This is a genomic window from Streptomyces cacaoi (assembly GCF_006539165.1).
In the GTDB taxonomy this organism is placed as follows: domain Bacteria; phylum Actinomycetota; class Actinomycetes; order Streptomycetales; family Streptomycetaceae; genus Streptomyces; species Streptomyces cacaoi.
On the sequence record NZ_BJMM01000003.1, the window covers coordinates 233,328 to 258,548 of the forward strand.

Here is a 25,221-nt window from a genome sequence, read left to right on the forward strand (position 1 = left end):
GCGGTCCCGCCGGTGGGCTCAGGAGCTGAGGGTCCGGTGCTCAGGAGGCGGAGAGCCGGCGTGCGGTCTCCAGCACCAGGTCGTTGGTGCGGGGCTCGCCGACGGTCAGGCGGATGCCCTCGTCCCGGTAGAGGCGGACCTCGATGCCCGCCGCGGCGCACGCGTCGTGGAAGGCGGCGCACCGCTGCGGCTCGTCCAGCCAGAGGAAATTGGTGCGGCTCTCCGGCACCCGCCAGCCCAGTTCGCGCAGTGCGGTCTGGAGCCGGGCGCGCTCCCGGGAGAGGGTGGCGATGCGTGCGGTGAGCTCCGCCTCGGCCGCGATCGACGCGGTGACGGCGATCCGGGCGGTCTCGGTGAGGGAGTACGGGACCGACTTGGCCCGGATGCGCCGGGCTGTCGCGGGCGCGGCCACGCCGTAGCCGATGCGCAGTCCGGCCAGCCCGTACGCCTTGGAGAACGTGCGCAGGACGACGAGACGGCCGTGCCCGGACCTCAGCAGGTCGAGCCCCTGCGGCAGGGCGTCGTCCGCTGCGAACTCCATGTACGCCTCGTCGAGCACGACCAGCACGTCCCGGGGGAGCGCCGTGAGGAACTCCTCCAGCGCCCGGGCGGGCACCGGGGTGCCGGTGGGATTGTGCGGGTTGCACAGCACCACCACGCGCGTGCGGTCCGTGACCGCTGCCAGGAGGCGCGGCAGGTCCTGTGCGCCGTCCGGGGTGAGCGGCACCTCGACGCGGCGTGCCCCCGCCATGTCGGTGATGATCGGGTACGCGTCGAACGCGCGCCAGCCGTAGACGACTTCGTCGTCCGGGCCGTCCGTGAACGCCTGGAGGGTCTGGTACGCCACCCCCACCGAGCCGCTGCCGACGACGACGGATTCCACCGGGACGCCGCGCCATTCCGCGATCCGGGCCATGAGGTCGTCCGCGTAGAACTGCGGATATCTGTGCATCCCGGGAAGGCAGCCCGCCATGGCCCTGCGAACCGGTTCCAGGGGTGGATACGGCGTTTCGTTGAGGGCCAGTCGGTGGAGAGTGCGGGGCCTTTCTTCGACGGCGGTCATCTCACCCTTCCTTTGTGCGTTGCGCCGCTGTGCGCTGCGCCGCCGGTCCTGTGCTCACGCACGGTCGGCCCGCTCCAGCAGGAAGATCACCGTGTTCGCCGGAGTGGTGTAAGGGTGCCGCTTCACACATGTCCAGCCGGATTCCTCGAACACCGACTCCCATTCCTCGCGGGTGGGAATGTACTGGCCCATGAGTGCGTGTGCGGTCTCGAAACCCATGGTGAACAGCGGCAGATCGGCCGTCTCGTCGTCCGGGTTCCGGTGGGTGTCGCACAGCAGGAAATACTTCAGCTCGGGGAGTTGTGTGCGGAATCCCCGGAAGAGTTCGACGCAGCTCTCCCGCGGCCAGAAGTCGTGGCCCATGAGGAAGGACGTCATCAGCTCGACGTCCTCGAACTCCGGGTGGCCGTCGAGCTGTCGGGCGTCACCCTGGATGAGGGTCACACGGTCCTGGAGGCCGTTCGCCGCCACCGCCTCGGTGCCGACCTCGACGGCCCCCGCCGCGATGTCGATGCCCACGCACTTCAGCGACGGATCGCGCCGGGCCAGCTGGATCAGCCGCTCGCCGCTGCCGCATCCGAGGTCGGCGGCGACGGAGAAGTCGAGCCCCGCCAGCACCTCGGTGAACGCGGCGTCCATGAAGACGTCGTTGACGTCCCGGCAGGCGATGCTCACGGCGGTGCTGTCACGCCGGATGAAATCGCCGGTGCGGTGTCTGTCGTAGGTGACCTCGCCCATGCGCCGGAAAAGCGAGGCGTAGCCCTTGGTGAGCCACTGGAAAAGCCCCTTGGACCGGGCGAATTCCTCGAAGGTGCGTCCCCGGGAGACCCGGTCGGCGTCCACGGTCACGACCTCGGCATAGGACAGCGCACGCAGGAGGGCACGCAGCGAGGGCTCGTGCATCTCCTCCTTCTTCGCGAACCACGGTATGTCGATCCCGTCCGCCTCGGTGAGCGCCTGGAAGAGATCGATGTCCCAGGCCGCACTCACCGCCCAGCCGGCGATGGACGAGTTGAAGAGCTGCGCGGATTTCTCGAATTCGGTGACTCCGTCGCTCATGGAGGAGTGACTCCGTTCCCGTGTGGAGATGAGCCGCTCCCCGATGGGCGGCTCGCTTCTCGCGGGGCCCGCGGGGGATTTCACCGCCGGACCGCAATGGGAAGCCACTGTTACCTGGCTCGGGAGCGCGTGCCACCTTCGTAAGCTCACGCGAACATTCCCGCGCGGTGCCGTGCACGGCACCGCGCGGGGGCACGCCGGGGCCGGCCCGCCGCGGGGACTACAGCGCCGGGCGGCGGTCCTGCCACGGCGCCGCGGTCTCCAGCTGCGCGGCCACCCGCAGCAGCAGGTCCTCGCGGCCCGGAGCGGCCACCAGGTGGACACCGATCGGCAGGCCGTCGGCGTCGGTGTGCAGGGGCAGGGAGATCGCGGGCAGGCCGGCGAAGTTGGCGAACGGGGTGAACGGCGCGAACTGCTCGGCGCGCTGGAGCGGGGCCAGCGGGTTCGCCCGGTCGGGCCCGAGCGTGCCGGACGGCACCGGCGGCTCGGCCACCGTCGGGGTGAGCAGCAGATCGTGGTCGTCCCACCAGCTGACGACGGACCGGGCGAAGTCGGCGACACCGTCCTGTGCGGCCTGCCGCTCCTCGGCGGTCACCTCGGCGCCCATCGTGGCGAGAGCCCAGTTGAGCGGCTCCACCTCCGCCTCGGTGGCCTCGCGCCCCAACTGGCGGGCGAGGCCACGAAGAACGTCGGCCATGCCGGACGACCAGAACGCCGGGAGCAGCCGGTCCAGCGCCGATGCGCTCAGCGCGGCCGGGAAGCCGGGCTCGACCTGGTGCCCGAGCGACTCCATCAGCCGGGCCGTCGAACGTGCGGCCTCGGCGCAGTCCCGGTGCACCGGTGCACCGTCGGGCCGGGTGTCGAGCAGGCCGACGCGCAGCCGGCCCGGATCGGCGCCCAGCTCGGCGAGGTAGCCGCCGGCGGGGGCCGTCCCCTCGTCGCCGTGTGCGATGTCCAGCAGCAGTGCGGTGTCGCGCACCGACCGTGTCACGGCCAGCTCGGCGAACAGGTCCTGCACGGATGCGACGGCCGTCCGCGCACCCGCCCCGGAGCGCTTGAGGCCGACAAGTCCGCAGCAGGCGGCCGGGATGCGTATCGAGCCGGCCGCGTCGTTGCCGTGGGCGGCGGGCACCATCCCGGCGGCCACGGCGGCCGCTGAGCCACCGCTGGAGCCGCCGGGCGAGAGCGCGGTGTTCCACGGGTTGCGGGTGGCTCCCCAGGCGGTGGACTCGGCGGCGGGCACGGTACCGAACTCGCTGCTCGCCGTCCGTCCGGCGAAGATCAGGCCGGCGGCGCGGTAGCGCGCCACCAGTGGGCTGTCCGCCGTGGCCGGCCGGGCCTGCGCCTTGAGCGCGACGTTGGCGTCGGTGCAGACCTGCCCCGCGACGTCGGCGAACACGTCCTTGATCAGGAACGGAACACCGGCCAGTGGCCCGGTCGGGGGCGCCGCCGCGGCGGCGTGCGCCTGGTCGAAGTACCGCGAGGTGACGGCGCCGAGGTCCGGGTCGAACCGCTCGATCCGTTCGATCGCCGCGTCGAGGAGTTCGCCGGGCTTCACCTCCCCCGACGCGACGAGTGCGGCCTGGTCGGTCGCGTCGAGCCAACGGGTCTGTTCGGTCAGTGCGTTCATTTGAACTTTCTAGCACCGCCGTTGGGCCGGGCGGTCGCGCAGGGGCGGTGCCGCTCCGGGCGCGGTCCCCTGCTCGTCACGTATGGGGGCGTCGGGCGGCCTTCCGCGTGCGGGCGGGGTCGGTGCTCCGTCGGCGCCGCGTGCTCGTCGGACCGCACGCACCGGTGTTCAGGGGCGGACGCGGCCCTCCCGCAGCAGGTCCTCCGGCAAGTGCGCGTGCATCAGGTCGCGTTGGTACCAGGTGCCCGGCTCACCGCCGAGACGGTCCGGGTCGGCGGGGCCGACGGGGACGAACCCCGCTTTGGTCAGCACCTTCCGGGACGCCGTGTTGCGGCGGACGGCGGCCGCTCGCAGTGTCCGCAACCGGTACCGGTCCGCCGCCAGTCGGCACAGCTCCCGGACGGTCGTGGTCGCCACGCCGCGTCCGGCGGCGAACTGTGCGACCCGGTAGCCCAGTTCCGCGGTGCGGTCTTCGATGTCGACCAGGTTGAACCGGCCGAGTACCGCGCCGTCCTCGGCGATCAGCACATGGAAGGCGCAGACACCGGCCTCCTGCTCCGCCAGCAAGGCGTGGAACCGGTCGGCGAACCGGTCGAAGAAGTCGTCGCCGCGGTCGGGGACCGAGGCGGCGAAGTACGCGCGGTTCGCCAGCTCGAAGTCCAGGACCGCGGGGGCATGGCCGGCATGCAGCCGCTGCAACTCGGGCACGGCCCGACTCTAGCGCTCCGGCCGCATGGTCCACCGTGCTCGGAGGGCGGCTCGTGGGACAAGCACACGCGAAACGGCTGGTATTACTGGGGCATGCAGGAAGAGACGGCACGCTCCGCGATCGACATGTTCATCTCCGCGTTCAACGCCTCGGACGACATCTATGTGACTGCCCTGCTCTCCCAGGCTCTGACCTCGGACGTGGTCTTCTGGGGGCCGTTGGGTCGCAGCGAGGGAATCGCGGCGGTCGAGCGGTTCGTGCTGGACATCCGGCGCCACCCTGCGGGGACCGGCACGATGGTGCGCTGCTCGGCGGTGGACATGCCGGACGAGTGGGCGCGGTACCAGTGGGTCTTCACCACCCCGGGCGGGGGTCCCCGCCTGGCGGGAACGGACGTCGTCCATCTGCGGCGGAGCCTCATCGACCAGGTCATCGTCTTCGCGGGAGAGATCGAGCCGTCCGCCTCCTGAGCCGTCCATCCGAGGCCCTCCGGATTCCTGCCGGCGGCAGTCGGTCCCCGGCAGGACACCTGACGATCGGCGTGCCGTCGGTGCGCCCGGAGGCGCCGGGCCCGCACGCCGCCGGTCACCAGGGGACGGTCCGGCCGTTGCGGTCCAGGTAGGCCAGGCCCTTGTCGTCGAGGTGTGCGAGCAGGACGTCCACCAGGAGAGGGGCGCTCTCTTCCACGGTGTACGGGGCGTCGGCGCCCCCGAGTTCGGTGCGGATCCAGCCGGGGGCCAGGAGCAGCAGCGCACGGTCGGGGTCGGTCTGGCGGGTCGCGTAGCTGCGCATGAACATGTTGAGGGCGGCCTTGCTGCCGCGGTAGACCTCGCGCATTCCCCTGGTGTTGTCGGTGATGCTGCCCTGCCCCGAGGACATGGCGCCGATGAGGCCGCCGGGAGTGACGAGGTCGTCGAGTGCCTCGATGACACGCAGGGGGCTGAGGGCGTTGGTCACCATGACGTCGATGAAGTCCTGGGTGGGGACGTCTCCGATGGAGGTCTGTTCGTTGTTGGTGGTGCCGGCGTTGACGAACAGGACATCGAGCGGGGTTCCGGTCAGCCGCTCGTGCAGGGGCGCGAGGTGTTCGGGCCGGGTGATGTCGAGGTGTTCGACGCGGACGCGGTCGGGGTGCCGGTCGGCGAGGTCGTGCAGCGGGGTGCGGGCGCTGCCGCGGACGGTGCCGATGACCGACCAACCTCGCCCGGCGAGTTCCTCGGTCATGGCGTATCCGAGCCCGCGGGAGGCACCGACGAGCAGGGCGGTGGGGGTGTGTGCGTGAGCGGTGGACTGCGTCATGTCGTCTCAGCTCCGTGGAAGGGAAGGCCGGCCCGGTCAGTGTGCGCTGAGGCCGATGCCGAAGAGGGCGGTTGCGTTGGCCGAGCGGACTCTGTGCCGGTCGGTGTCGGTGGCGAGGTGGCCGAAGAAGGTGTCGATGTCTTCTCGGGTGGGCCGTTGGAAGGGGTAGTCGGTCGAGAAGATCAGCCGGTCGGTGGTGGTGACGGTCAGGGCGTGGTGCAGGAGGGCCGGGTTGAGCATGCCCGAGGTGGTCAGGAAGACATGGGTGCGGATGTAGTCGGAGACCGGGTGCCGGAGTCCGGCGAGGCGGGAGAGGCTGTCGGCGCGGTCGAGCCAGAAGGGCAGCAGTTCGCCCCAGTGTCCGAGCACGATCCGCAGTCCGGGGTGGCGGTCGAAGGTGCCGCGCAGGATGAGCCGTAGGGCGGCGGTGGCCGCTTCGAGGTGCCAGCCCCAGCCGAAGGTGGCCAGGCCCAGGTCGGTCAGGGGGTCGAACCCGCGGTAGGCGGCGTCGCGCAGGGCGTCGGAGGGGATCTGCGGGTGGATGAAGACCGGCTGGCCCAGGTCCGCGGCTGCCGCGAAGAAGTCGTCGTAGGCGGGATCGTCGAGGAACCGGTCGCCGGAGCGGCCGTAGACCATCGTGCCCACGTGGCCCTGGGCGGCGGCGCGTTCGAGCTCGGCGGCGACGTGGCGCGGGGACGACATCGGCAGGCTGGAAAGGGACCGGAAGCGGGTCGGGTGCGCGCGGACCGCCTCGGTGGCCATGTCGTTCGCCAGGCGGCTGAGTGCGACGGCTTCCCCGGGCGGCAGCGCCTGGGTTCCGGGCGGGGTGAGGGCGAGGACGGCCAGGTCGATGCCCTGGGCGTCCATGGCGGCGATCCGCCCGGCGCCGAGGTCTTCGAGTCGCTGTGCGGTATCGCCCCGTTCGTTGAGGAGGAGGCTCTCGTCCGGCCGGTCGACGGCTTTGAGCGCGGAGGTCAGCTCCGGCGGCATCCAGTGTTCTTCGATGCCGATGAGGGTCATGGTCGGTGTTCCTCCGGGGGTGGCGGCGCGCTGGTGCGTGCCGGCGGCGGTCGGCGGAGCCGTGGAACCTTCGACGGTCGCGGACGAGTCGGTTCCCGTCGTCCGGGAGCGAGGCCGGGCAGAGCCGAGTTTACCTGTCAAAGGATAACAATTGTTGGACAGTGGATTAAGGTGAGGAGGTGGATGAGAAGCAGAAGGCCAGACTGTTCGAGCTCGCGGATCTGATCCTGGCGATCAGCCGCCATCTGCACGCCGCCAAGGCGGACACGGCGGATCCGTGGACGCCGCTCGAAGCAGCGGTGATGCGCTACATCGATCACCGGCCCGGTGCCACGGCGGCCCAGGCGTCCGCGGCGACCCGGACGATCTCCAGCAACTTCAGCCGGGCACTGCGCAAGCTGGAACAGAAGGGCCTGGTGCGCCGCGAAGCCGATCCCGACGATGCCCGGCGTGTGCGCCTCTACCCGACCGAAAAGGCAGGCGAGAACCTGGGGCGCCTCCAGGACACCTGGAGCCGGCTGCTGGACGAGGCCGTCCCCGATGCCGCGGAAGCGGACGAAGTGATCGCGGTGCTCAGACGCGTCGAAACACAGCTCCTCGATCGGGCGCACAGCGGTACGGCCCGGCCGCAGCGCGCGTAGGCGCGGCGTGGCGGCCATGAGCTCAGGCCGCGCCGGTGGGCGGTCGGAGTCCGGCCGGGCAGCGTCGGAACCGGTGAGAGACATCGCCGCCCCCGGCCGGGTGCTGCTGTTCGCTCAGGAGCGCAGGGCGGTTCGGGGACGCAGTGTGTAGTTCCACTGCGCCAGCCCCACCGGGACCGGCGTGGTCGTGGCGGGGCGGACGCGGGTGGTGCCGGACGTCGGGCCGACGGTGCTGATCAGCACCTGCTCACCGGTCGTGGGGAGCCCGCCCCGCTGGATGACGACCCGGGAGGTGAGGCGGTGTTCGGTGTTCCGCCAGCGCAGGGTCGCGGGAGGGAGGTGGCAGACGGTCACCTCGGTGCCGGACGCGGTGGCGAAATCCGCCAGCGTCCGCCGCAGCGCCTCGGGCCGCGTGGTGGTCGGCCCGGCCTCCAGGGCGACGAGCAGCCGCCCGGACCGGGTGCGCAGGGCGCTGCCCTCCTGGGCCCACCACTGCCGGAGCGCGTTGGCGATCAGGGTGGCGGTCCCGTCGTCGTCGAAGGGGACCGCGGCGCGGGCGGCGCTCTGCCCGGGCGACCGCTGCCCCGCGCGGGTGGGCGAAGGCGAGCCGTTCTCCGTGCCGGACGCTGACCGGACGGGCGGGGCGGTGTGGTCCCGGCCGCACTCCGCGCACACGCCCGGCCGTCGCGGGCCCGGCGCCGCGGCGGGCTCCGTGCGCACGCGGAGCGCGGGCTCGCTCGCCTCGGTGAACTCCCGCAGGCGCGCGGCACCGTGGCGCAGCCGGGTGAGCCGGTGCAGCCTGCTGCCCCGGAGGGAGGCGTGGGCCGACGGCTGGAGGGTGAAGCCCTCCGCCTTGAGCAGGGCGGCGACGGTGTCCGGCCCCACCGGGTGGCCGCGCCGGGTCAGCGCCTCGGCGAGTTCGCGTACGGACAGCAGCGTCCACTCGATCGGTGAGCGGTCCCCGGGGGCCGGCCCGGCGGACCGCACCAGGGAGAGCAGGGTGGGCAGCAGCGCCGGGTCGCGCTCGGTGAGCGGTTTGGGTCCCGCGCCCGGGCGGCGGATCTGCCCGGCCGGCAGGGCGTTCCGGCTCGCCAGCTCCCGCACGCCGCGGGAGACGGTGGATTCGGCGACCCGCGCGGCCTGGGCGACCGCGCGGATGCCGCCGTGCCCCAGTCCCTCGGCGACGGCGCCCAGCGCGAGACGCCGCTGGCGTTCGTCCAGGCCGGGTAACAAGCTGGGTAAGAGGCGCAGGAGTTCATTGGTGAGTGGTGCGTCGGTCCCCGTCATATCAGGGAACGTATAGCAAGCCCGAAGTGCACAAAAGGTGCCGGACGGAGAACCGAATCCTCCGAATAAGGGTGATCGGGCTTTCCTTGATTACGTGGCGCGGGCCGCTCCCGTGTCCGTCGGCGGAAAGTGCCGTTCCGGTGCCGTCACTTCGCGCGGTCGACGCGGACACTCCCGTTGCGGCTGAGGACATCGAGACTGCGTTCGGCACCGGAGGTGTTGCGCACCGAGGAATTCGCCTGTCCGTTCTCCGCCTTGACGCGGGTGCGGTACGGCTCGTCGCCCGCGGGTAGGGTGACGTTGAGATTGCCGTTGGTCGTGGTCGCCTTCACCTTCCTCGGCGCCTTGTCGAAAACGACCTTCAGCCGACCGTTCCTGGTGTCGGCGGAAAAAGAGCCCGCGTTGATTCCGATGGCTTCCGTGTTTCCGTCGCGCACGTGCAGCCGGACCGTCCCCGAAGCCTTCTCCACCCGCACGGTGGCGTTGGAGGACGTGATGTCCTGGGACTGCGGCAGGCCGACGGAGGAGATCGCCCCGTTGGTGCTGCGCAGCTCCACGGGGAGGTTCTCGGGAACCGTGATCGTGTAGCGCGCCGCGCAGCTCACCGATACGCCGTTGCACTCCGTGCGCAGCCGCAGCGTCGAACCCGCCAGCTCCCACGTCGCGTTGCCGTCCTCGCCGGCCTTGCCCTTCAGCGTGCGTACGGCCCGCACCGTCCTGCCGCTGTCTCCGGCGCGCAGGCGCACATCGGAGTTGCCGGCGCTGATCGTGAGTTTCTCGCCGGAGTAGGTGAACGACTTGTTCTCCTTCTTCTCCGATCCCATGCCGGGGCCCTCGCAGGCGACCACGGAAAAGCAGAGCAGCGTGACGCCCAGCGCCCCGGCCAACGTATGAGCCCGCTCCGGCATGTGCCCTACCTCCCGTTGAGGGTGACCGTCCGCTTTTCCGGTACGCACGCACACCGGAACGCTTTCATGCCGTACGCCTCCGCCTGCGCGCTCTGCGCGGCTTCACGCGTGCATTCTGCGAACGCCGGCGATCTGCGCATACGGCGAAGCGGCGGTGATCCGGCTGCTGCCGTGTGACTGTAGGCAGGGCGTGATGAGCATTTCAAGGCGCCGCATGAGGTGGGGAGTTGGCTCGACCTCCGGCCCTCGCGCGGGTGGAGTTTTCTCTACCCGAGGTCGGCATTCAAGGCCAGTGCGGCGTTCTCACGCCCGTTGCTTTACTGCGTTGCACCGGGGCGAGTGGCCCCGGCGCACCGGAGAGTGCGACCAGTCCGAGGGGGAGATCTCGTGCCCGGAGCCGCCATCGACCAAGCCGTCACCTTGCGCGGGGTCGGCCGACTCTACGGCCGCGGGGACGGCCAGGTCACCGCCCTGCGCGATGTCCACTGCGCGTTCGCCCGCGGCACCTGCACCGCGGTGATGGGCCCCTCGGGCTCCGGCAAGAGCACCCTCCTCCAGTGCGCCGCCGGGCTCGACCGGTCCACCGCCGGGCAGGTGCTCATCGGGGACACCGACATCGGCGCGCTCAGCGAGGCGGAGCTGACCCGGTTGCGGCGGGAGCGGATCGGCTTCGTCTTCCAGTCCTTCAACCTCATGCCGTCGCTCAACGCCCGCAAGAACGTGGCGCTCCCCATGCGGCTGGCCGGCCGGCGCCCGAGCCGCGCCCAGGTGGACGAGGTGCTGCACCGGGTGGGCCTCGGCGACCGCGGCAGGCACCGGCCCGCCGAGATGTCCGGCGGCCAGCAGCAGCGGGTCGCCATCGCGCGCGCCCTGATCAGTCAGCCGGATGTGCTCTTCGCCGACGAGCCGACGGGCGCCCTCGACACCAACACCAGCCGGGAGGTGCTGACGCTGCTGCGCACCCTGGTCGACACCGCCGGACAGACCGTGGTGATGGTCACCCACGACCCGGTGGCCGCCGCCTGGGCCGACCGCGTCGTCTTCCTCCGGGACGGCGCGGTGTACGGGGAGCTGGCCTCCCCGTCCGTCGAGGCCGTCACCGAGCAGATGGCACGGCTGGGTGGCTGAACCATGCTGACGATCGCCGCCCAGACCCTGCGCACCAGATTCACCCTGTTCATCGGCACGTTCATCGCCCTGTCCCTCGGCGTCGCACTGATCGCCGGCACCGGGCAGGTGCTGGACGCCACCCGCCGGCAGTCCGGCTCCCAGGGCCCCGGACGGTACGACGCGGCCGATGTCGTGGTCCGCGCGCCGCAGTCCTACTCCGTCCGGTTCGGCAGCGGGGACGGCGCCTACGACGAGACGCGCACCGGCACCCGGACGCACCGCCTCGCCGACGCCGAGGAGACCGCCCGCAGGATCGCGGCCGTGGACGGCGTCGACCGGACCGTCGTCGACCGGTCCGTCCCCGCCCGACTGCTCGACGAGGACGGCGAGGGCGCCGGCGAGAGCGTGGCACGCGGCTGGTCCGGCGCCTCGCTGGCCCCCTTCCGGATCGGCGAGGGGAACGCGCCCCGCACCTCCCGCGAGGTCGTGCTGGCCCCCGCGCCCGGCGCCGAGCCGACGGCCCGTACCGGCGACCGGCTGACGCTGGTCACCCCCGAGGGCCGCACACGGGTACGGGTGGCCGGCGTCGCCCGGCGCTCCGGGCCCGCCGACCCCGAGGGCCCGGAGACCGTCTTCCTCACCGACGCCGCACTGCGGCAGCACAGCCCGGACCCCTCACGGGCCGACGCCGTCGCCGTGGTCGCCGAGCCCGGCGTCGCCGCCGGGGCCCTCGCCGGACGCGTCCGCGCCGCACTGCCCGAATCCCCGCTCACGGTGCGGACCGGAGCGGGCAAGGAGAGCGGCACCGAGGGCGCCCACCGTGCCGCGGCGCTCGACGAAGTGGCCACGCTGCTCGCCGTGATGGCGCTGATCGGCTGCTTCGTGTCCGTCTTCGTCGTCTCCGGAACCTTCGCCTTCTCCATCGCGCAGCGCCGCCGCGAACTCGCGCTGCTGCGCACCGTCGGCGCCACGCCCGCCCAGGTGACCCGGATGGTGACGGCCGAGGCGGCGCTCCTCGGGCTGGCCGCCTCCGCCGTGGGCTGCTTCCTCGGCGTCCACGGCAGCGGAGCCCTCACCGCGGTCCTCCGGCACTACGGGATGGCCCCGGCCGACATGGCGGTGCCGGTGTCGGTCCCGGTCCTGGTGATCAGCTTCGTGCTGGGCCTCGCCGTCGCCCTCGCGGGCGTGTTCGCCGCCTCGCGCCGTGCGGCACGGGTCCGCCCGGCGGAGACCCTGCGCGAATCCGACGTGGAGACGAAGGTGATGACGCGCGGCCGGTGGATCACCGGCGGCATCTTCCTGGCGCTCGCCCTCCTCCTGCTCGTCCTGCTGCCCGGCGCGGGCGGCGACGGAGCCGTCGTCATCTCCCTCGTGCTGACCGAGATCCTGGTCGTCGCCATGGTGGCCTTCGCCCCGCTGCTGGTCCCGCCGCTGGTACGGGCCGCCGCCTGGCCGCTGGCCGCGCTGACCCGGTTCACCGGCACCCTGGCCGCCGACAGCGCACGGGCCGCCGTCCGCAGGACCGCCTCCTGCGCGGCGCCGATCCTGGTCACCGTCGCCGTCTCCGGATCGCTGGTCAGCATGAGCAACGCCACCTCGGCCACCTCCGTCGACGACGAACGGACCCATCTGCGCGCCGGCGCCGTCGTCGAGTCCTCCGGCGGGCCCGGCATCCCCGTCGACGGCGTACGGGAGCTGTCCGGCCTGCCCGGAGTGCGCAGCGCCGCCGCCGTCGGGGTGACCGACGGCCAACTGGTCGGCTTCAACGCCCTGATCCCCGGCGACATCGGCGCCGTCGACCCGGGCGCACTCGACGACAGCTTCCGGCTGAGGACGGCGGAAGGCAGCCTGTCCGCGCTGCGGGGCGACGCGGTCGCGGTCAGCCGCACCCTCTCCGACCAGGCGGGGTGGAAGGCCGGGGACGACGTGACGCTGCGCCTGTCCGACACCACGCGGCTGAAGCTGAAGGTGGCGGCGGTGCTGGACTCCTCGGCCGGGCTGCCCGGGGTGCTGCTGCCCCGCGAGACCCTGCACCGCGCCGACCCCGGGATCGGCGCCGGGCGGGTCTACCTCGCACTGGCCGACGGCGCGAGCCCCGACGACGTCGCGCACAGGGCCGACGCCGTGGCACGCGAGTACGGCGGCGGGGCGCTCAGCCGCGACGCCTGGCTGGACGACAGCGCCCGGAGCGCCGAACAGGAGGGCCGCGTCCTGGTCCTCGTCCTGCTGGGCCTGGCCCTGATCTACACGGGCATCGCCATCGCCAACACCCTGGTGATGGCCGCCGAACAGCGCGCCGCCGGGGTGCTGCTGCTCCGCCGGCTGGGCGCCACCGGCGGCCAGGTCGTGCGCAGCGTCCTGTGGGAGACGCTGACGGTCGTCGCGGTCGGCGGCGTCCTGGGCCTCGCCGCCGCCGGCGTCACCGTGCTCGGCATGGGGCGCGCCCTCACCGACGCGGGCGGGGGAGCCTCCTTCCCCGTGCCGTGGGCCGAGATGGGCGGTGTGCTGGGCGGCTGCCTGCTGGTGGCGGTCACCGCCTCGCTCGTCCCCACGGTGCTCCAGCTCCGTGCCACCCGGACGCCCCGGTCCACGGCGCCCCCGTCGCCGCAGACCGGACCGGGGCAGCCGGCGGCTCCCCGGGCGGTGGAGCCGCCGGTGCACAGCCGCTCCTGAGCGCCGGCCCCCTGCCGGCGCCGGAGACGGCGCGGCCCGGTCCCGGTCCCTCGGTGGGCCGGGGCCGGGCCGGGGGCGTGGCGGCGGACCGGGGAACGCCGGACGCGCACTTTAGGCGTCAGCTTCCGAAGGTGGCGCGCGCCCGCGCCCTCGGCGAGGGTGGGCCGGCGTCGCGCCGCAGGGGACGCGGCGGCCGGTCACGGCCCGCTCCCCGTCACGGAGTGTCTCCGTGCGGCGTGCCCGTTTCCGCCGGGAGCCGCACGGGTGGTGAGCGCCGCCACGGTCTCCCGTCCGCGCCATAGGGGGACTTGGTGAACGTGGACGCGCTCTCGCAACGGCTGCCGGAACTCGCCCGGAAACACGGCGTACCGGGCGGACAGTTCGCACTGCGCCATGAAGGCGCCACGCGCACCGTGGTGTTCGGCGAGGAGGAGGCCGGCACCGGACGGCCCGTACGGGAGGACAGCAGATTCCCCACCGGGTCGGTCACCAAGGCGTTCACCGCCGCGCTGGCCATGGTGCTGGTGGACGAGGGCGATCTCGATCTGGACCGGCCGCTCGCCGACGAGCTGCCCGGACTGCGGGTGCCCGACGCCGCGTTCGGCGAGAAGCAGACGCTGCGGCAGCTCCTCTCGCACAACAGCGGTCTGCCGCCCGGCCGGGACAGCGACGACCTGGCGCACACCACAGGGCGCCGCTACCTCGCCGACTGCGCCCGGATGCGCCCCATCCCGGTGTGCGGCACCTCGTTCTCCTACTCCAACATCGGCTACTGCGTCACCGGATTCCTGATCGAGCACGCCGCACGGATGGACTGGTGGGAGGCGCTGGAGACGATCCTGCTGGCTCCGCTCGGCATCGAGGCGGCCTCCGTCACGGGGCACACCACCCGGCCGTACGTTCCCGGCCACGCCGCACGCGCCGCACAGGGCGCGGCACTTCCCGTACGCCAGACCCTTCCCCGGGTGGAGTCGGCGGCGGGCGCCCTCGCACTGAGCGCCGCCGATCTGCTCGCCTTCGGCCTGCTGCACACCGAGGAAGCCCGGGGTGTCCCGGGGCTGGTGGAGCCCGGCGCCCTGGCCCCGATGCGCAGGCCGGTGCCGGGGGCCGAGCCGTTCGGCCTCGCCGACGGGTGGGGGCTGGGGCTCTCCTGCTACCTCGCCGGGGACGGCAGCCGCCGGGTGGGGCACGACGGCACCTCCGACGGCACCTCCTGCCATCTGCGGGCCGACCCGGTGACGGGCACCGTCGCGGCGCTGACCACCAACGCCGACACGGGCATGGCGCTGTGGGAGGAGCTGACCGCCGAACTCGCCGCCGGCGGGCTCGACCTGGCGGGCTACTCGTACTCGGGCACCGGACGCGGACAGCGCCCCGAGGTGCCCGCTCCGCCGGAGTGCGCGGGCCGCTACGAGAACGGCGACACCGCCTACACGATCGACCTGGCCGCCGACGGAGGCGCGGTGCTGCGGGTGGGAGGAGAGCCGTTCGCCCGCCTCACCGTCCGCGACGACCTCACCTTCACGATGCGCGAGACGGCCGCCAACCGACTCGCCTACCTGGGGCGGTTCCTCCGCGCCCCCGGGACCGGCCGCCTGGAGCAGATCCAGGTGACCGGGCGGCGCGCACAGCGCGTCTGACGGTCTCCGCGGCCGCCCGCCCTTCCGTGCCAAGGGCGGCCGCGGACAGCGCCCGGGCCCGCGCCCGGCCCCGGGCCGCGTGCCGCCACCCGGCGGCGGACACCGCGTCCGCCCGCCGGACACCTCTCGTCGCGACGGGCGGGGGAGCAGCGAACCATCCGGAAGAGGGGGCAGGAAGACATGGAACGCGGAACGGCATCCCGGCGACCGACGCACCCGTCCGAGGGCACCGGATATCCCGCGGACGCCTGCCTGCACGAGCTGTTCGAGGCACAGGCGGCCCGCGACCCGGAGGCGACCGCGCTCGTCCTCGGCCACCGCCGGATCTCCTACGGCGCGCTCGACGCCCGCGCCGACCGGCTCGCCCGCCGGCTGGCCGAACTGGGCGCCGGGCCCGGCACGCTGGTCGGGGTCTGCCTGGAGCGCGGCCCCGAACTGGTCACCGGACTGCTGGCGGCGCTCAAGTGCGGCGCCGGGTACGCACTGATGGACCCGGCCTTCCCCGACCGGCGGCTGGCGGAGATGGCCCGCCAGGCCCGCGTCCGCGTCGTCGTCGCCGGCCCGTCGACCGCGGAGAGAGCGGCGGCGCCGGGCGCCACCGTGGTGCGGCTGGACCCGGACGGCGAGGACGACGGGCCGGCGACGGCGTACGGCGGGGACGGCCTGCCGGGGCGCGCCGCGCCGGACGACATCGCCTGCGTGATGTTCACCTCCGGCTCGACGGGCCGCCCCAAGGGGGTGCTCCTGCCGCACCGCGCCCTCGTCCGGCTCTTCTTCGGCCAGGAGTTCCTGGACTTCACCGGGCACCGGACCTGGCTCCAGGCCGCACCGATGTCCTGGGACGCCTTCGCCGTGGAGCTGTGGGGGGCGCTGCTGCACGGCGGCACCGGTGTGCTGTACCCGGGTTCGACGCCCGACCCCGCGGTGCTCGCCGAGCTGGTGGAGGCGCACGGCATCACCACCGTCTTCCTGTCGACCAGCCTGTTCAACGCCGTGGCCGAGGAGTACCCGCGGTTGCTCGGCGGGGTACGCGAGGTGATGACGGGCGGTGAGGCGTCCTCCCCGCGCCACATGGCGAAGGCGCTGCGTGCCAACCCGGAGCTGGTCCTCGTCCACGCCTACGGGCCGATGGAGAACGGCGTCTACACCACCTGGCACCGGGTGACGCCGGACGAGGTGGCGGGCCGCACCGTCCCGATCGGCCGCGCCGTCGCGCACACCCGCGTGCACGTGCTCGACGGCCGGCTGCGGCCCGTTCCGGCGGGCGGCACGGGCGAGTTGTGGATCGGCGGCGACGGGCTGGCCCGCGGCTACCTCGGCCGTCCCGGGCTGACCGCCGAGCGCTTCACCGCCTCGCCCTTCGCCCCGGGGGGAGCGGCTGTACCGCACGGGGGACCAGGTGCGCGTCCTGCCCTCCGGCGTGCTGGAGTTCGTCGGCAGGAGCGACGACCAGGTGAAGATCCGCGGTTTCCGGATCGAGCCGGAGGAGGTGCGGGCGGCGCTGCTGGGCCACCCGGCGCTGGCCGAGGCCGCCGTCGTCGCCGTACGGCACGGCGACGGGCCGGCCAGGCTGGCCGCGTACGTCGTCCCCCTGCCCGGCGTCGAGGCACCCGGCCGGGCGGAGCTGCGTGCCTTCCTCGCCCGGGACCTCCCGGCCCACATGGTGCCCAGCGTGTTCACGGCGCTGGAGCGGATGCCGCGCAACGCGGCGGGGAAGGCCGACCACAGCGCGCTGCCCGCCCCCGACCGGGCCGCCGACCCGGAGACGTACGTCCCGCCGCGCGGCCCGGTCGAGGAGGCCCTCGCCCGCATCTGGGCCGAGGTGCTGGAGCTGCCCCGGGTCGGCTCCCGCGACGACTTCTTCGACCTGGGCGGCGACTCCATCGCCGCCGTACGCATCGCCTCCAGGGCCGCCGCCGCGCTCGGCACCCGGGTGGCGCCGCGCACCCTGTTCACCGCGCCCACGGTGGCCGCGATGGCTGAGCTGCTCCCGGCCGGCGCCGCACGGACCGAGGCCGCCGGCGGGCCCCTTCCACCGGCGCCCGGCGCAACGGCGTTGCCCCTCTCCGACGCCCAGCGCAGGCTCTGGTTCCTCCAGGAGTCGGGCTCCGGAGCCGTCGAGTACAACACTCCCGTGGGGCTGCGGTTGAGCGGTCCGTTGCGCACCGGCCCGCTGCGCGGTGCGCTCGCCGCGCTCTCCGCCCGCCACGAACCGCTGCGCACCACCTTCGCCTCGGTGGACGGGGTCGGCACCCAGACCGTCCACGAGGTCCTGCGGCCCGCTCTCGAACTGGTCGACCTGACCGGGCTGCCCGACGCCGAGCGGGACGCGGCGGCCGGGCTGCGGATCCGGCAGGACGCGGAGCTGCCCTTCGACCTGGGCACCGGCCCGCCGTTCCGGGCGCTGCTGCTGGCCCTCGCGCCGGAGCGGCATCTGCTCGTGCTCACCCTCCACCACCTGGTGACGGACGGCTGGTCGACGCGTCTGCTCATCGAGGAGCTGGGCGAGCTGTACGCCCACCTGTGCGCCCGGCCGGAGGACACATCGCCGGCCGCCGCGGCCGCCGCGTGCGGGCTGCCCGCGCTGGAGACCCGGTACGCGGACTTCGCCCTCTGGCAGCGGCAGCACGCCGGCACCGGTGCGCGGGCCGCCGCGCTGGACCGGTGGCGGACCCGGCTGGCGGGGGCGCCCGTGGTGGAGCTGCCCGCCGACCGGGTCCGGCCGCCGGTGCGCTCCAGCGACGGCGCCGTGCACCGCTTCGAGCTGCCGCCCGAACTCACCGCCGCACTGCGCCGGTTGGGCCGGGAACACGGCGCCACGCTCTTCATGGTGCTGACCGCGGGCGTGCAGGCGCTGCTCGCCCGGTACACCGGCCAGGAGGACGTGGCGGTCGGCACCGTCTCCTCGGGCCGCTCACGCCCCGAACTGGAGCGGCTGGTGGGCTTCTTCGTCAACACCCTGGTGCTGCGCAGCCGCGTACGGCTCGACGAGGACTTCGGCGCGCTGCTGCGCGAGGTACGCGGCACGGTGCTGGCGGCGTTCGACGACGAGGACGTGCCCTTCGACCGGGTGGTCGAGGCGGTCGCTCCCGAGCGCGACCCGAGCCGTCATCCGCTGGTGCAGACGGTGGTGGCGCTCCAGGAGGAGCTGCCCTCGGTGGCGGACGCCGCGGGCCTGCGGATCGAGCCGTGCGCACTGCCCCGCAGTCGCTGCCGGTTCGACCTGTTCGTGGAGTTCGTCCCCCGGGGGCCGGCGCTGACCTGCGCCGTCGAGTACAGCACCGCGCTGTTCGAGGCGGCGACGGCCGAGCGGTTCGGGCAGCAGCTGCGGGCACTGCTGCGCAGCGCCGTGGCCCGGCCGGCGCAGCCGCTCGCCGCGCTGCCGCTGGCCGGCCCGGAGGAGCGGACCGCGCCGGAGCGCGGGCACGCCCGGCGGCCCGAACCGGATGCCGGGGCACCGGGCGCGGGCCCGGCGCGCGGCGTCAAGAGCCCTCCGCCGAACGGGAGTCGGGGCGGTACCGAGGACGCGGGCGAGCTGTGTCTGCACGAGGCGTTCCAGCGGCAGGCGGCCCGTACCCCGGACGCGGTGGCGCTCGCCTTCGAGGAGCGCCGGACCGGCTACCGCGAGCTCGACGAGGCCGCCAACCGGCTGGCCCACCATCTGATCGCCCGGGGCGCGGGGCGCGGCCGGGTGGTGGCCGTCTGCCTGGAGCGGGGGCCCGAACTGATCACCGCGCTGCTGGCGGTCCTGAAGTCCGGCGCCGCCTACGCGCTGCTCGACCCGGCGTTCCCCGACGAACGGCTGGCGCACATCCTGCGGCGGACGGCGGCACCGGTGCTGGTCACCGACTCCGCACAGGCAGGGCGGTTCGCCGGCGAGCCGGGCGTGCGCGTCCTCGCGCTGGACGAGGAGCGCGCCGTCGTCGCGGCCTGCTCCCCGCACGCCCCGGCCGCGGGCGCGGACCCGCGCGATGCGGCGTGCGTCATGTTCACCTCCGGCTCCACCGGCCGGCCCAAGGGCGTGCTGTCCCCGCACGGCGCCGCCGTACGCGTCGTCCTCGGGCAGCAGTTCGCCGACTTCGGACCCGGGCACGTGTGGTTGCAGTCGGCGCCCGTGTCGTGGGACGCCTTCTCGCTGGAGCTGTGGGGCGCGCTGCTGCACGGCGGCACCTGCGTCCTGCACCCCGGCCCGGTCCCCGACCCCGAGGTGATCGCGCGGCTCGTCCCGGCCCACGGCGTCACCACGCTCTGGCTCTCCGCCGGCCTCTTCAATGTCCTCGTGGACGAGAAGCCGGACGTGTTCGGCTCCCTCCGCCAGGTCCTCACCGGCGGCGAGGCCGCCTCGCCCGCCCATGTGGCCCGGATCCAGCGGGCGTTCCCCGGGCTGGCCCTGGTCAACGGCTACGGGCCGGTGGAGAGCATGGTGTTCGCCACGGCCCGCACCATCGGCGCCGACGACACCCGGCGGCCCTCCGTACCGATCGGCGAGCCCCTCGCCCGCACCCGCGTCCATCTGCTGGACGACCGCCTGCGAGCGGTGCCGCCCGGCCTGCCCGGCGAGGTGTGGATCGGCGGCGACGGGCTCGCCCTCGGCTACCTCGGCCAGCCGGCGGCGACAGCGGAACGCTTCGTCGCCTCCCCCTTCCACCCCGGCGAACGGATCTACCGGACGGGGGACCTGGCCCGGCGCCTCAACGACGGCGCCCTGGAGTTCCTCGGACGCGCCGACGACCAGGTGAAGATCCGGGGTTTCCGGGTCGAGCCGGGAGAGGTGCGGGCGGCGCTGCTGGGGCACCCGGCGCTGGCCGACGCGGCAGTCGTCGCCGTCCGCCCGGCCGAGGGGCCCAAGCGGCTCGCGGCCTACGTCGTCCACGCCCCCGGCGCCGAGGAGCCGGCGCCCGCCGCGCTGCGCGACTTCCTCGCGGCCACGCTCCCCTCCCACATGGTGCCCGCGGCCTTCACCGCCGTCGACCGGCTCCCGCTGACCCCGGCGGGGAAGCTGGACCGGGCGGCGCTGCCCGCGCCCGACTTCACGGCCGCCGCCGGGGCCTTCGTCGCGCCGCGTGCGGGGACCGAGCAGGCCCTCGCCGCCATCTGGGCCGAGGTGCTGGGCGTGCCGAGGGTCGGCGCCCGGGACAACTTCTTCGACCTCGGAGGGGACTCCATCCTCAGCATGCAGGTGGTCTCCCGGGCCCGGGCCGCCGGGATACCGCTCCGCTCCCAGGACATCTTCCGCGGGCAGACCGTGGCCGCGCTGGCCGCCATGGACCGGGAAGCGGACGGGAAACCGGCCGGCGAGCGGATCCCGGCCGTCGGTGACGTACCGGTCACGCCCGTCCAGCACTGGTTCCTCGCCACCCCGCAGGAGCGGCCCGGACACTTCGACCAGTACGTGGTCCTCGACCTCGGAGCGGACACGGACCGGACGGCGCTGGCCACCGCCGTCGCCGCGCTGCCCGCCCGGCACGACGCGCTGCGCACCCGGTGCGTGCGCGAGGAGAACGGCTGGCGGCAGTACACCGAGCCGGCCGCGCCCGGCGGGACGGCGCGGCTGCGCACCGTCGACCTCTCGGCGCTTCCCCCCGCAGAACAGGACGCCGCCGTGCGGGCCTGGCCCGGATCCGAGGACGCGCGGTTCCGCCTGGAGGACCCGGTGAAGTTCGCCGCCGTGCTCTTCGAGCGGGGCCCGGGACGCGGGCCCGCGCTGCTGCTGAGCGCCCATCACCTCGTGGTCGACGGCGTCTCCTGGCGCATCCTGACCGAGGACCTGGAGACCGCCTACGCCCAGGCGGCGGCCGGCCGCGCCGTCGCACTCGGGCCGCGCACCACCTCGTTCCGCTCCTGGGCGCACCGGCTGACGGAGCACACCCGGCGGGGCGGTTTCGACGCGGAGGCCGACCACTGGCGGAAGGCCGCCTCGGCGGCCGGGGCCCCGTTGCCCCGGGACGGCGAGGGCACCCGCGAGGCCGGCGCGGCCCGCACCGTCGAAGTCCTGCTGTCCACCGAGGAGACCGAGGCGCTGCTGCGGCAGGCACCGGCCGCGTACCACACGGGCGTCGAGACCCTGCTGGCCGCCGCCTGCGGGCGTGCGCTGGCCCGCTGGACCGGGCACCGGCGCGTCCTCCTCGCCATGGAGGGCCACGGACGCGAGGAGCTGTTCGACGACGTCGATCTCACCCGCACCGTCGGCTGGTTCACCTCGCTGTTCCCCGTGGAGCTCTCGGTCGGCCCCGAGGACGGCTGGGAGACCACGCTGCCCTCCGTCAAGGAACAGCTGCGCGCCGTCCCCGGCCGGGGCGTCGGCTTCGGGGCCCTGCGGTACCTGGCCGACGGCACGGGCCCCGCCGGGAGAGGACTGCCGGAGGTCAGCTTCAACTACCTCGGCCGCTTCGACCCCGCACCGGCCGCCGACGGGGCCCTGGTGCGCGGCAGTTCGGGCATCCGGCTCACCGAGGACCCCCGGCGCCGCAGGCCGTTCCTCCTCGACGTGGTGGCCCGGGTGGCTGAGGGGCGGCTCGCACTGGAGTGGGTCCACTCGCCCGGCGTGCACCGCGAGGAGACCGTACGGCGGCTGGCCGACGAGACGGCCGCGGCCCTGCGCGAGATCGTCCGGCACTGCGCCGAGCCCGCCGCGGGGCGCGCGACGCCCGCCGACTTCCCGCTGGCCGGGCTCGGCCAGGCGGCCCTCGACCGGGCGCTGGGCACGGCGGGCGGCGCCGGCGTCGAGGACCTCTACCCGCTCACCGCGATGCAGAGCGGCATGCTCTACCACAGCATGGCCGACGCCGATCAGAGCCTGTACCTGGAGCAGATCTCCTTCACCGTGGACGGCGTCGACGACCCCCACCTGCTGGAGGCGGCCTGGCACCGGGCGGTCGCCGCCACCCCGGTGCTGCGCACCGCCGTGCTGACGGAGGGCCTCGACGAGCCGCTCCAGGCGGTGCACGCCGAGGCCCGGCTCCCCGTCACCCACCTGGGCCGCGGCGACGGCACCACGTGGGAGAGCGAAGCCGCGTGGGCCGAGGTGCTGCGGCGGGACCGCGCGCAGGGCCTGGACACGTCCCGGCCGCCGCTGATGCGGCTCACGCTCGCGCCGCTGACCGGCGGCGGGGTGCGGGTGCTGTGGACCTTCCACCACCTGCTGCTGGACGGCTGGAGCGCCTTCCAGCTGCTGACCGACGTCCTGGACGGCTGTGCGGCGCTGCGGTCGGGCACGGGGGAGCCCGGCGCACCGCCCGCCGCCCCGCCGTCCCGCCGACTGCCGCCCGGAGCACGGGAGTCGGCGCCCACCGGCACCGTCCGGCGGCGGCCCTTCCGGGACTACGTGGCGTGGCTCGCCGCGCAGGACACCGGGGAGGCCGTACGCCACTGGCGCGCGGTGCTGGACGGGTTCACCGCGCCCACCCCGCTCCCGTGGGACCGCAGACCACCGGCCCGGCGCCGGAGCCGCTCGACGGGACGGCTGAGCCTCGTCCTCCCGGCGGACGTCACCGGACGGCTGACCCGGATGGCGCGCGAGCACCGGATCACCCTCAACACCCTGGTCCAGGGCGCCTGGGCGCTGCTCCTTGCGCGCTACAGCGCGGAGAGCGACGTCTGCTTCGGCGCGACCCGCTCCGTCCGGCCCCAGGAACTCCCGGACGCCGAGACCATCCTGGGCCTGCTGATCAACACCCTGCCGGTCCGGGTGGCGGTGGACGAGGGCGCGCGACTGATGCCCTGGCTCACCGGGCTCCAGGAGGCGCAGCTCGCCGCGCGCGAGCACGAGCACCTGCCCCTCACCGAGGTCCAGGCGGCCGGAGCGGTCGCCTCGGGCTCCCCGCTCTTCGACAGCGTGCTGATCTTCGAGAACTATCCGGTGGACGAGCAGGAGGGCCGGCCCGACGGGCTGCGGATCCGCGCGGTGGACGGCGACGTCGAGACCACCAACTACCCGCTCGCCGTGACCGTCTATCCCGGGGAGCGGCTGACGTTCCGCTTCGCCTACGACCCGGAACTGTTCGACGAGGCCACGGTGGCCCGGATGGCAGCCCGTCTCGAAGCACTCCTGGGCTCGGCCGCCCACCGCCCGCTGAGCACCCTGCGCGCACTGGACTGGCTCGTCCCCGGGGAGGAGCGGCAGCTGCTGGCGTCGGGCGAGGGCCCCGCGCCGGTCGCGGGCAGCGGTACGGTCGTGGACCTGCTCGCCGCCCAGGTGGCCCACACCCCCGGCGCGCCCGCGCTGGACGACGGCGCCCGCACCCTCACCTACCGTGCGCTGGACGAGCGTTCCGGGCGGCTGGCACGCGCCCTGGTCGCGCGCGGCGTCGGCCCCGAGGACGTGGTCGCGGTCGCGGCCGGGCCCTCCGCCGACCTCGTCGTCGCGCTGATCGGCGTGCTGAAGGCGGGCGCCGCGTATCTGCCGCTCGCCCCCGACCATCCGGCCGAGCGGACCGCCTGGATCCTCCGGGACGCCTCGCCCGCGCTGGTCCTGGCCGACTCCGCGGGGCTCGGCGTCCTGCCGCGGGGCACGCACGCGCTGCCGGTCGAGGACGCCGGGGCCGACCCGGCGGACGACGCGGACGGTGCGGCGGCGGGCCCGTACACCGGCACGGCCGGGGACGGCGAGCGCACCGTGCCGCTGAACGGCCGCCACCCGGCGTACGTCCTCTACACCTCCGGCTCCACGGGCCGCCCCAAGGGCGTCGTCGTCGAACACCGGTCGCTCGCCGACTACGTCCGCTGGGCCGCGGGGGCCTACCCGGGCGCCGCCGGCGGCGCGGTGCTCCACTCGCCGCTCACCTTCGACCTGACGGTGACGTCGCTCTACCCGCCGCTCGTCAGCGGCGGCCGGGTGCACATCACGGAGCTGGAGGACGCGGCACGGGTCACGGCCGGCCGCCGGGAGCCACTGGTCGTGAAGGCCACCCCGGCCCATCTGCCGCTGCTGTCCGCGCTGGGCGGGCCGCTGCCGGGTGCCGGCCAACTGGTCCTGGGCGGCTCCCAGTTGCCCGGACCGGCGGTCGCGCACTGGCGACGGGAGCGCCCGCTGGCCACCGTCGTCAACGAGTACGGACCCACCGAGACCACCGTCGGCTGCACGGAGTACCGGCTGACACCCGGCGCCGCCGTCCCCACGGGCCCCGTCCCGATCGGCCGTGCGCGGGCCGGCACCCGGCTGCGTGTCCTCGACGCGCGGCTGCGCCCGGTGCCGGTGGGCGTGCCCGGTGAGCTGTACGTGGCCGGTACCGGCCTGGCGCGCGGCTACGTCCGCCGTCCGGGACCGACCGCCGAGCGCTTCGTCGCCGATCCGTACGGCCCCTCCGGCACCCGGATGTACCGGACGGGGGACCTGGTGCGGCTGCGCGCGGACGGCGATCTGGAGTTCGTCGGCCGCACCGACGACCAGGTGAAGATCCGGGGCCACCGGATCGAACTCGGCGAGGTGGAGGCGGCGTTGACCGCGCACCCGGCCGTCTCGGAGGCCGCCGCCCTCGCCCTGCCGGCGCCGCCCGCACCGGAGCAGGCCCCCGGCGGGCCCGGCGCAGACAGCGCAGGTCGTGCCCTCGGTGACGGGGACGGCGGCGCCGGGCAGGAGGAGCCGCGTCTGCGGCTGGTCGGCTACGTGGTGCCCGCGGACGGGCAGCGCCCCGACGCGGGAGAGGTGCGCGCCGCGCTGGGCGCCCAACTCCCGGCCGCCATGGTGCCCTCGGCCGTCGTCGTGGTGGACGCGCTGCCGCTGACCGGCAACGGAAAGCTGGACCACGCCGCCCTCCCGGACCCTCCTGCGGGCGAGGGCGGCGGTGCCCGCACCGCGCCCGCGACACCCACCGAAGAGGTGATCGCCGACCTGTGGGGCGCGCTGCTCGGAGTCGAACAGGTCGGCGCCGACGACGACTTCTTCGCGCTGGGCGGCGACTCGCTGCTCAGCCTCCAGTCCGTGCTGCGGATGAAGGTCGCCTTCGGCCTGGACCTCTCCCCGCGCGACGTGCTGCGCAGGCCCACCGTCTCCGCGCTGGCCCAGCTGATCGAGGAGCGCATCATCGCCGAGCTGGAGCGCACCGCCGCCGCTGAGGCGGGAGAGGACGAGCCGCTGTCCGACTGAGCGGCCGGCCGGCGCCCCGGCGGCGCCCGGCCGGCCCCGCACCACCCGCCGCTGCCCGCCCGTACCGGAACCTTCCGTACCACAGCCCACGGAGAGCT

The 25,221-nt window shown here is 74.4% G+C and carries 14 protein-coding genes and 1 pseudogene; 7 read left to right on the top strand and 8 right to left on the bottom strand.

The genetic code is table 11. The features are described 5' to 3' along the window. Positions 1-40: 40 nt before the first annotated feature. From SCA03_RS04380 to SCA03_RS04395, 4 genes are all read right to left on the bottom strand, one after another. Positions 41-1,063 carry a histidinol-phosphate transaminase gene (locus tag SCA03_RS04380; protein WP_037849204.1) on the bottom strand — a complete coding sequence of 341 codons (1,023 nt, stop codon included), beginning with the start codon at positions 1,061-1,063 and terminating at the stop codon, positions 41-43. A gap of 54 nt (positions 1,064-1,117) precedes the next feature. Beyond that, complete coding sequence (locus SCA03_RS04385) at positions 1,118-2,122, bottom strand: methyltransferase domain-containing protein (RefSeq protein ID WP_086814908.1); 1,005 nt, start codon at positions 2,120-2,122, stop codon at positions 1,118-1,120. Positions 2,123-2,342: 220 nt separating this feature from the next. After that, positions 2,343-3,752, bottom strand: coding sequence for an amidase (locus tag SCA03_RS04390; protein WP_086814909.1), 1,410 nt, complete (start codon positions 3,750-3,752; stop codon positions 2,343-2,345). Between the two features lie 168 nt (positions 3,753-3,920). Beyond that, the gene (locus SCA03_RS04395) at positions 3,921-4,460 is read right to left on the bottom strand and encodes a GNAT family N-acetyltransferase (RefSeq protein ID WP_086814910.1); all 540 of its coding nucleotides are present in this window, start codon (positions 4,458-4,460) and stop codon (positions 3,921-3,923) included. Positions 4,461-4,553: 93 nt separating this feature from the next. On the opposite strand from SCA03_RS04395, the gene SCA03_RS04400 reads away from it, so the two are divergent. Then, the gene (locus tag SCA03_RS04400) at positions 4,554-4,931 is read left to right on the top strand and encodes a nuclear transport factor 2 family protein (RefSeq protein ID WP_030878571.1); all 378 of its coding nucleotides are present in this window, start codon (positions 4,554-4,556) and stop codon (positions 4,929-4,931) included. Positions 4,932-5,046: 115 nt separating this feature from the next. Here the strand turns inward: SCA03_RS04400 and SCA03_RS04405 are convergent, their stop codons facing one another. Then, positions 5,047-5,760, bottom strand: coding sequence for an SDR family oxidoreductase (locus tag SCA03_RS04405; protein ID WP_086814911.1), 714 nt, complete (start codon positions 5,758-5,760; stop codon positions 5,047-5,049). Positions 5,761-5,796: 36 nt separating this feature from the next. After that, positions 5,797-6,780, bottom strand: coding sequence for an amidohydrolase family protein (locus SCA03_RS04410; protein ID WP_086814912.1), 984 nt, complete (start codon positions 6,778-6,780; stop codon positions 5,797-5,799). A gap of 179 nt (positions 6,781-6,959) precedes the next feature. Between SCA03_RS04410 and SCA03_RS04415 the strand changes: the two genes are divergently transcribed. Next, positions 6,960-7,421 carry a MarR family winged helix-turn-helix transcriptional regulator gene (locus tag SCA03_RS04415; RefSeq protein WP_030878562.1) on the top strand — a complete coding sequence of 154 codons (462 nt, stop codon included), beginning with the start codon at positions 6,960-6,962 and terminating at the stop codon, positions 7,419-7,421. Between the two features lie 114 nt (positions 7,422-7,535). Here the strand turns inward: SCA03_RS04415 and SCA03_RS04420 are convergent, their stop codons facing one another. Further along, positions 7,536-8,708, bottom strand: coding sequence for an ISAzo13-like element transposase-related protein (locus tag SCA03_RS04420; RefSeq protein ID WP_086814913.1), 1,173 nt, complete (start codon positions 8,706-8,708; stop codon positions 7,536-7,538). A gap of 146 nt (positions 8,709-8,854) precedes the next feature. Beyond that, positions 8,855-9,616: a DUF4097 family beta strand repeat-containing protein gene (locus SCA03_RS04425; protein WP_141275207.1), complete on the bottom strand. Its 762-nt coding sequence runs from the start codon at positions 9,614-9,616 to the stop codon at positions 8,855-8,857. A gap of 387 nt (positions 9,617-10,003) precedes the next feature. Here SCA03_RS04425 and SCA03_RS04430 point away from each other — a divergent pair, with 387 nt between their 5' ends. From SCA03_RS04430 to SCA03_RS35665, 5 genes and pseudogenes are all read left to right on the top strand, one after another. Continuing rightward, entirely contained in the window at positions 10,004-10,744 is a 741-nt protein-coding gene (locus tag SCA03_RS04430; protein ID WP_170297882.1) for an ABC transporter ATP-binding protein, read from the top strand. 3 nt (positions 10,745-10,747) lie between these two features. Continuing rightward, the gene (locus SCA03_RS04435; RefSeq protein WP_086814915.1) at positions 10,748-13,399 is read left to right on the top strand and encodes an ABC transporter permease; all 2,652 of its coding nucleotides are present in this window, start codon (positions 10,748-10,750) and stop codon (positions 13,397-13,399) included. Between the two features lie 311 nt (positions 13,400-13,710). Continuing rightward, positions 13,711-15,039 carry a serine hydrolase domain-containing protein gene (locus SCA03_RS04440; RefSeq protein ID WP_158102265.1) on the top strand — a complete coding sequence of 443 codons (1,329 nt, stop codon included), beginning with the start codon at positions 13,711-13,713 and terminating at the stop codon, positions 15,037-15,039. Positions 15,040-15,219: 180 nt separating this feature from the next. Then, positions 15,220-16,296: pseudogene (locus SCA03_RS35940) on the top strand (AMP-binding protein); the annotation flags it as partial. 196 nt (positions 16,297-16,492) lie between these two features. Then, positions 16,493-25,123, top strand: a complete 8,631-nt coding sequence (locus SCA03_RS35665; protein ID WP_211293512.1) for a non-ribosomal peptide synthetase — start codon at positions 16,493-16,495, stop codon at positions 25,121-25,123. The last annotated feature ends 98 nt before the right edge of the window (positions 25,124-25,221 follow it).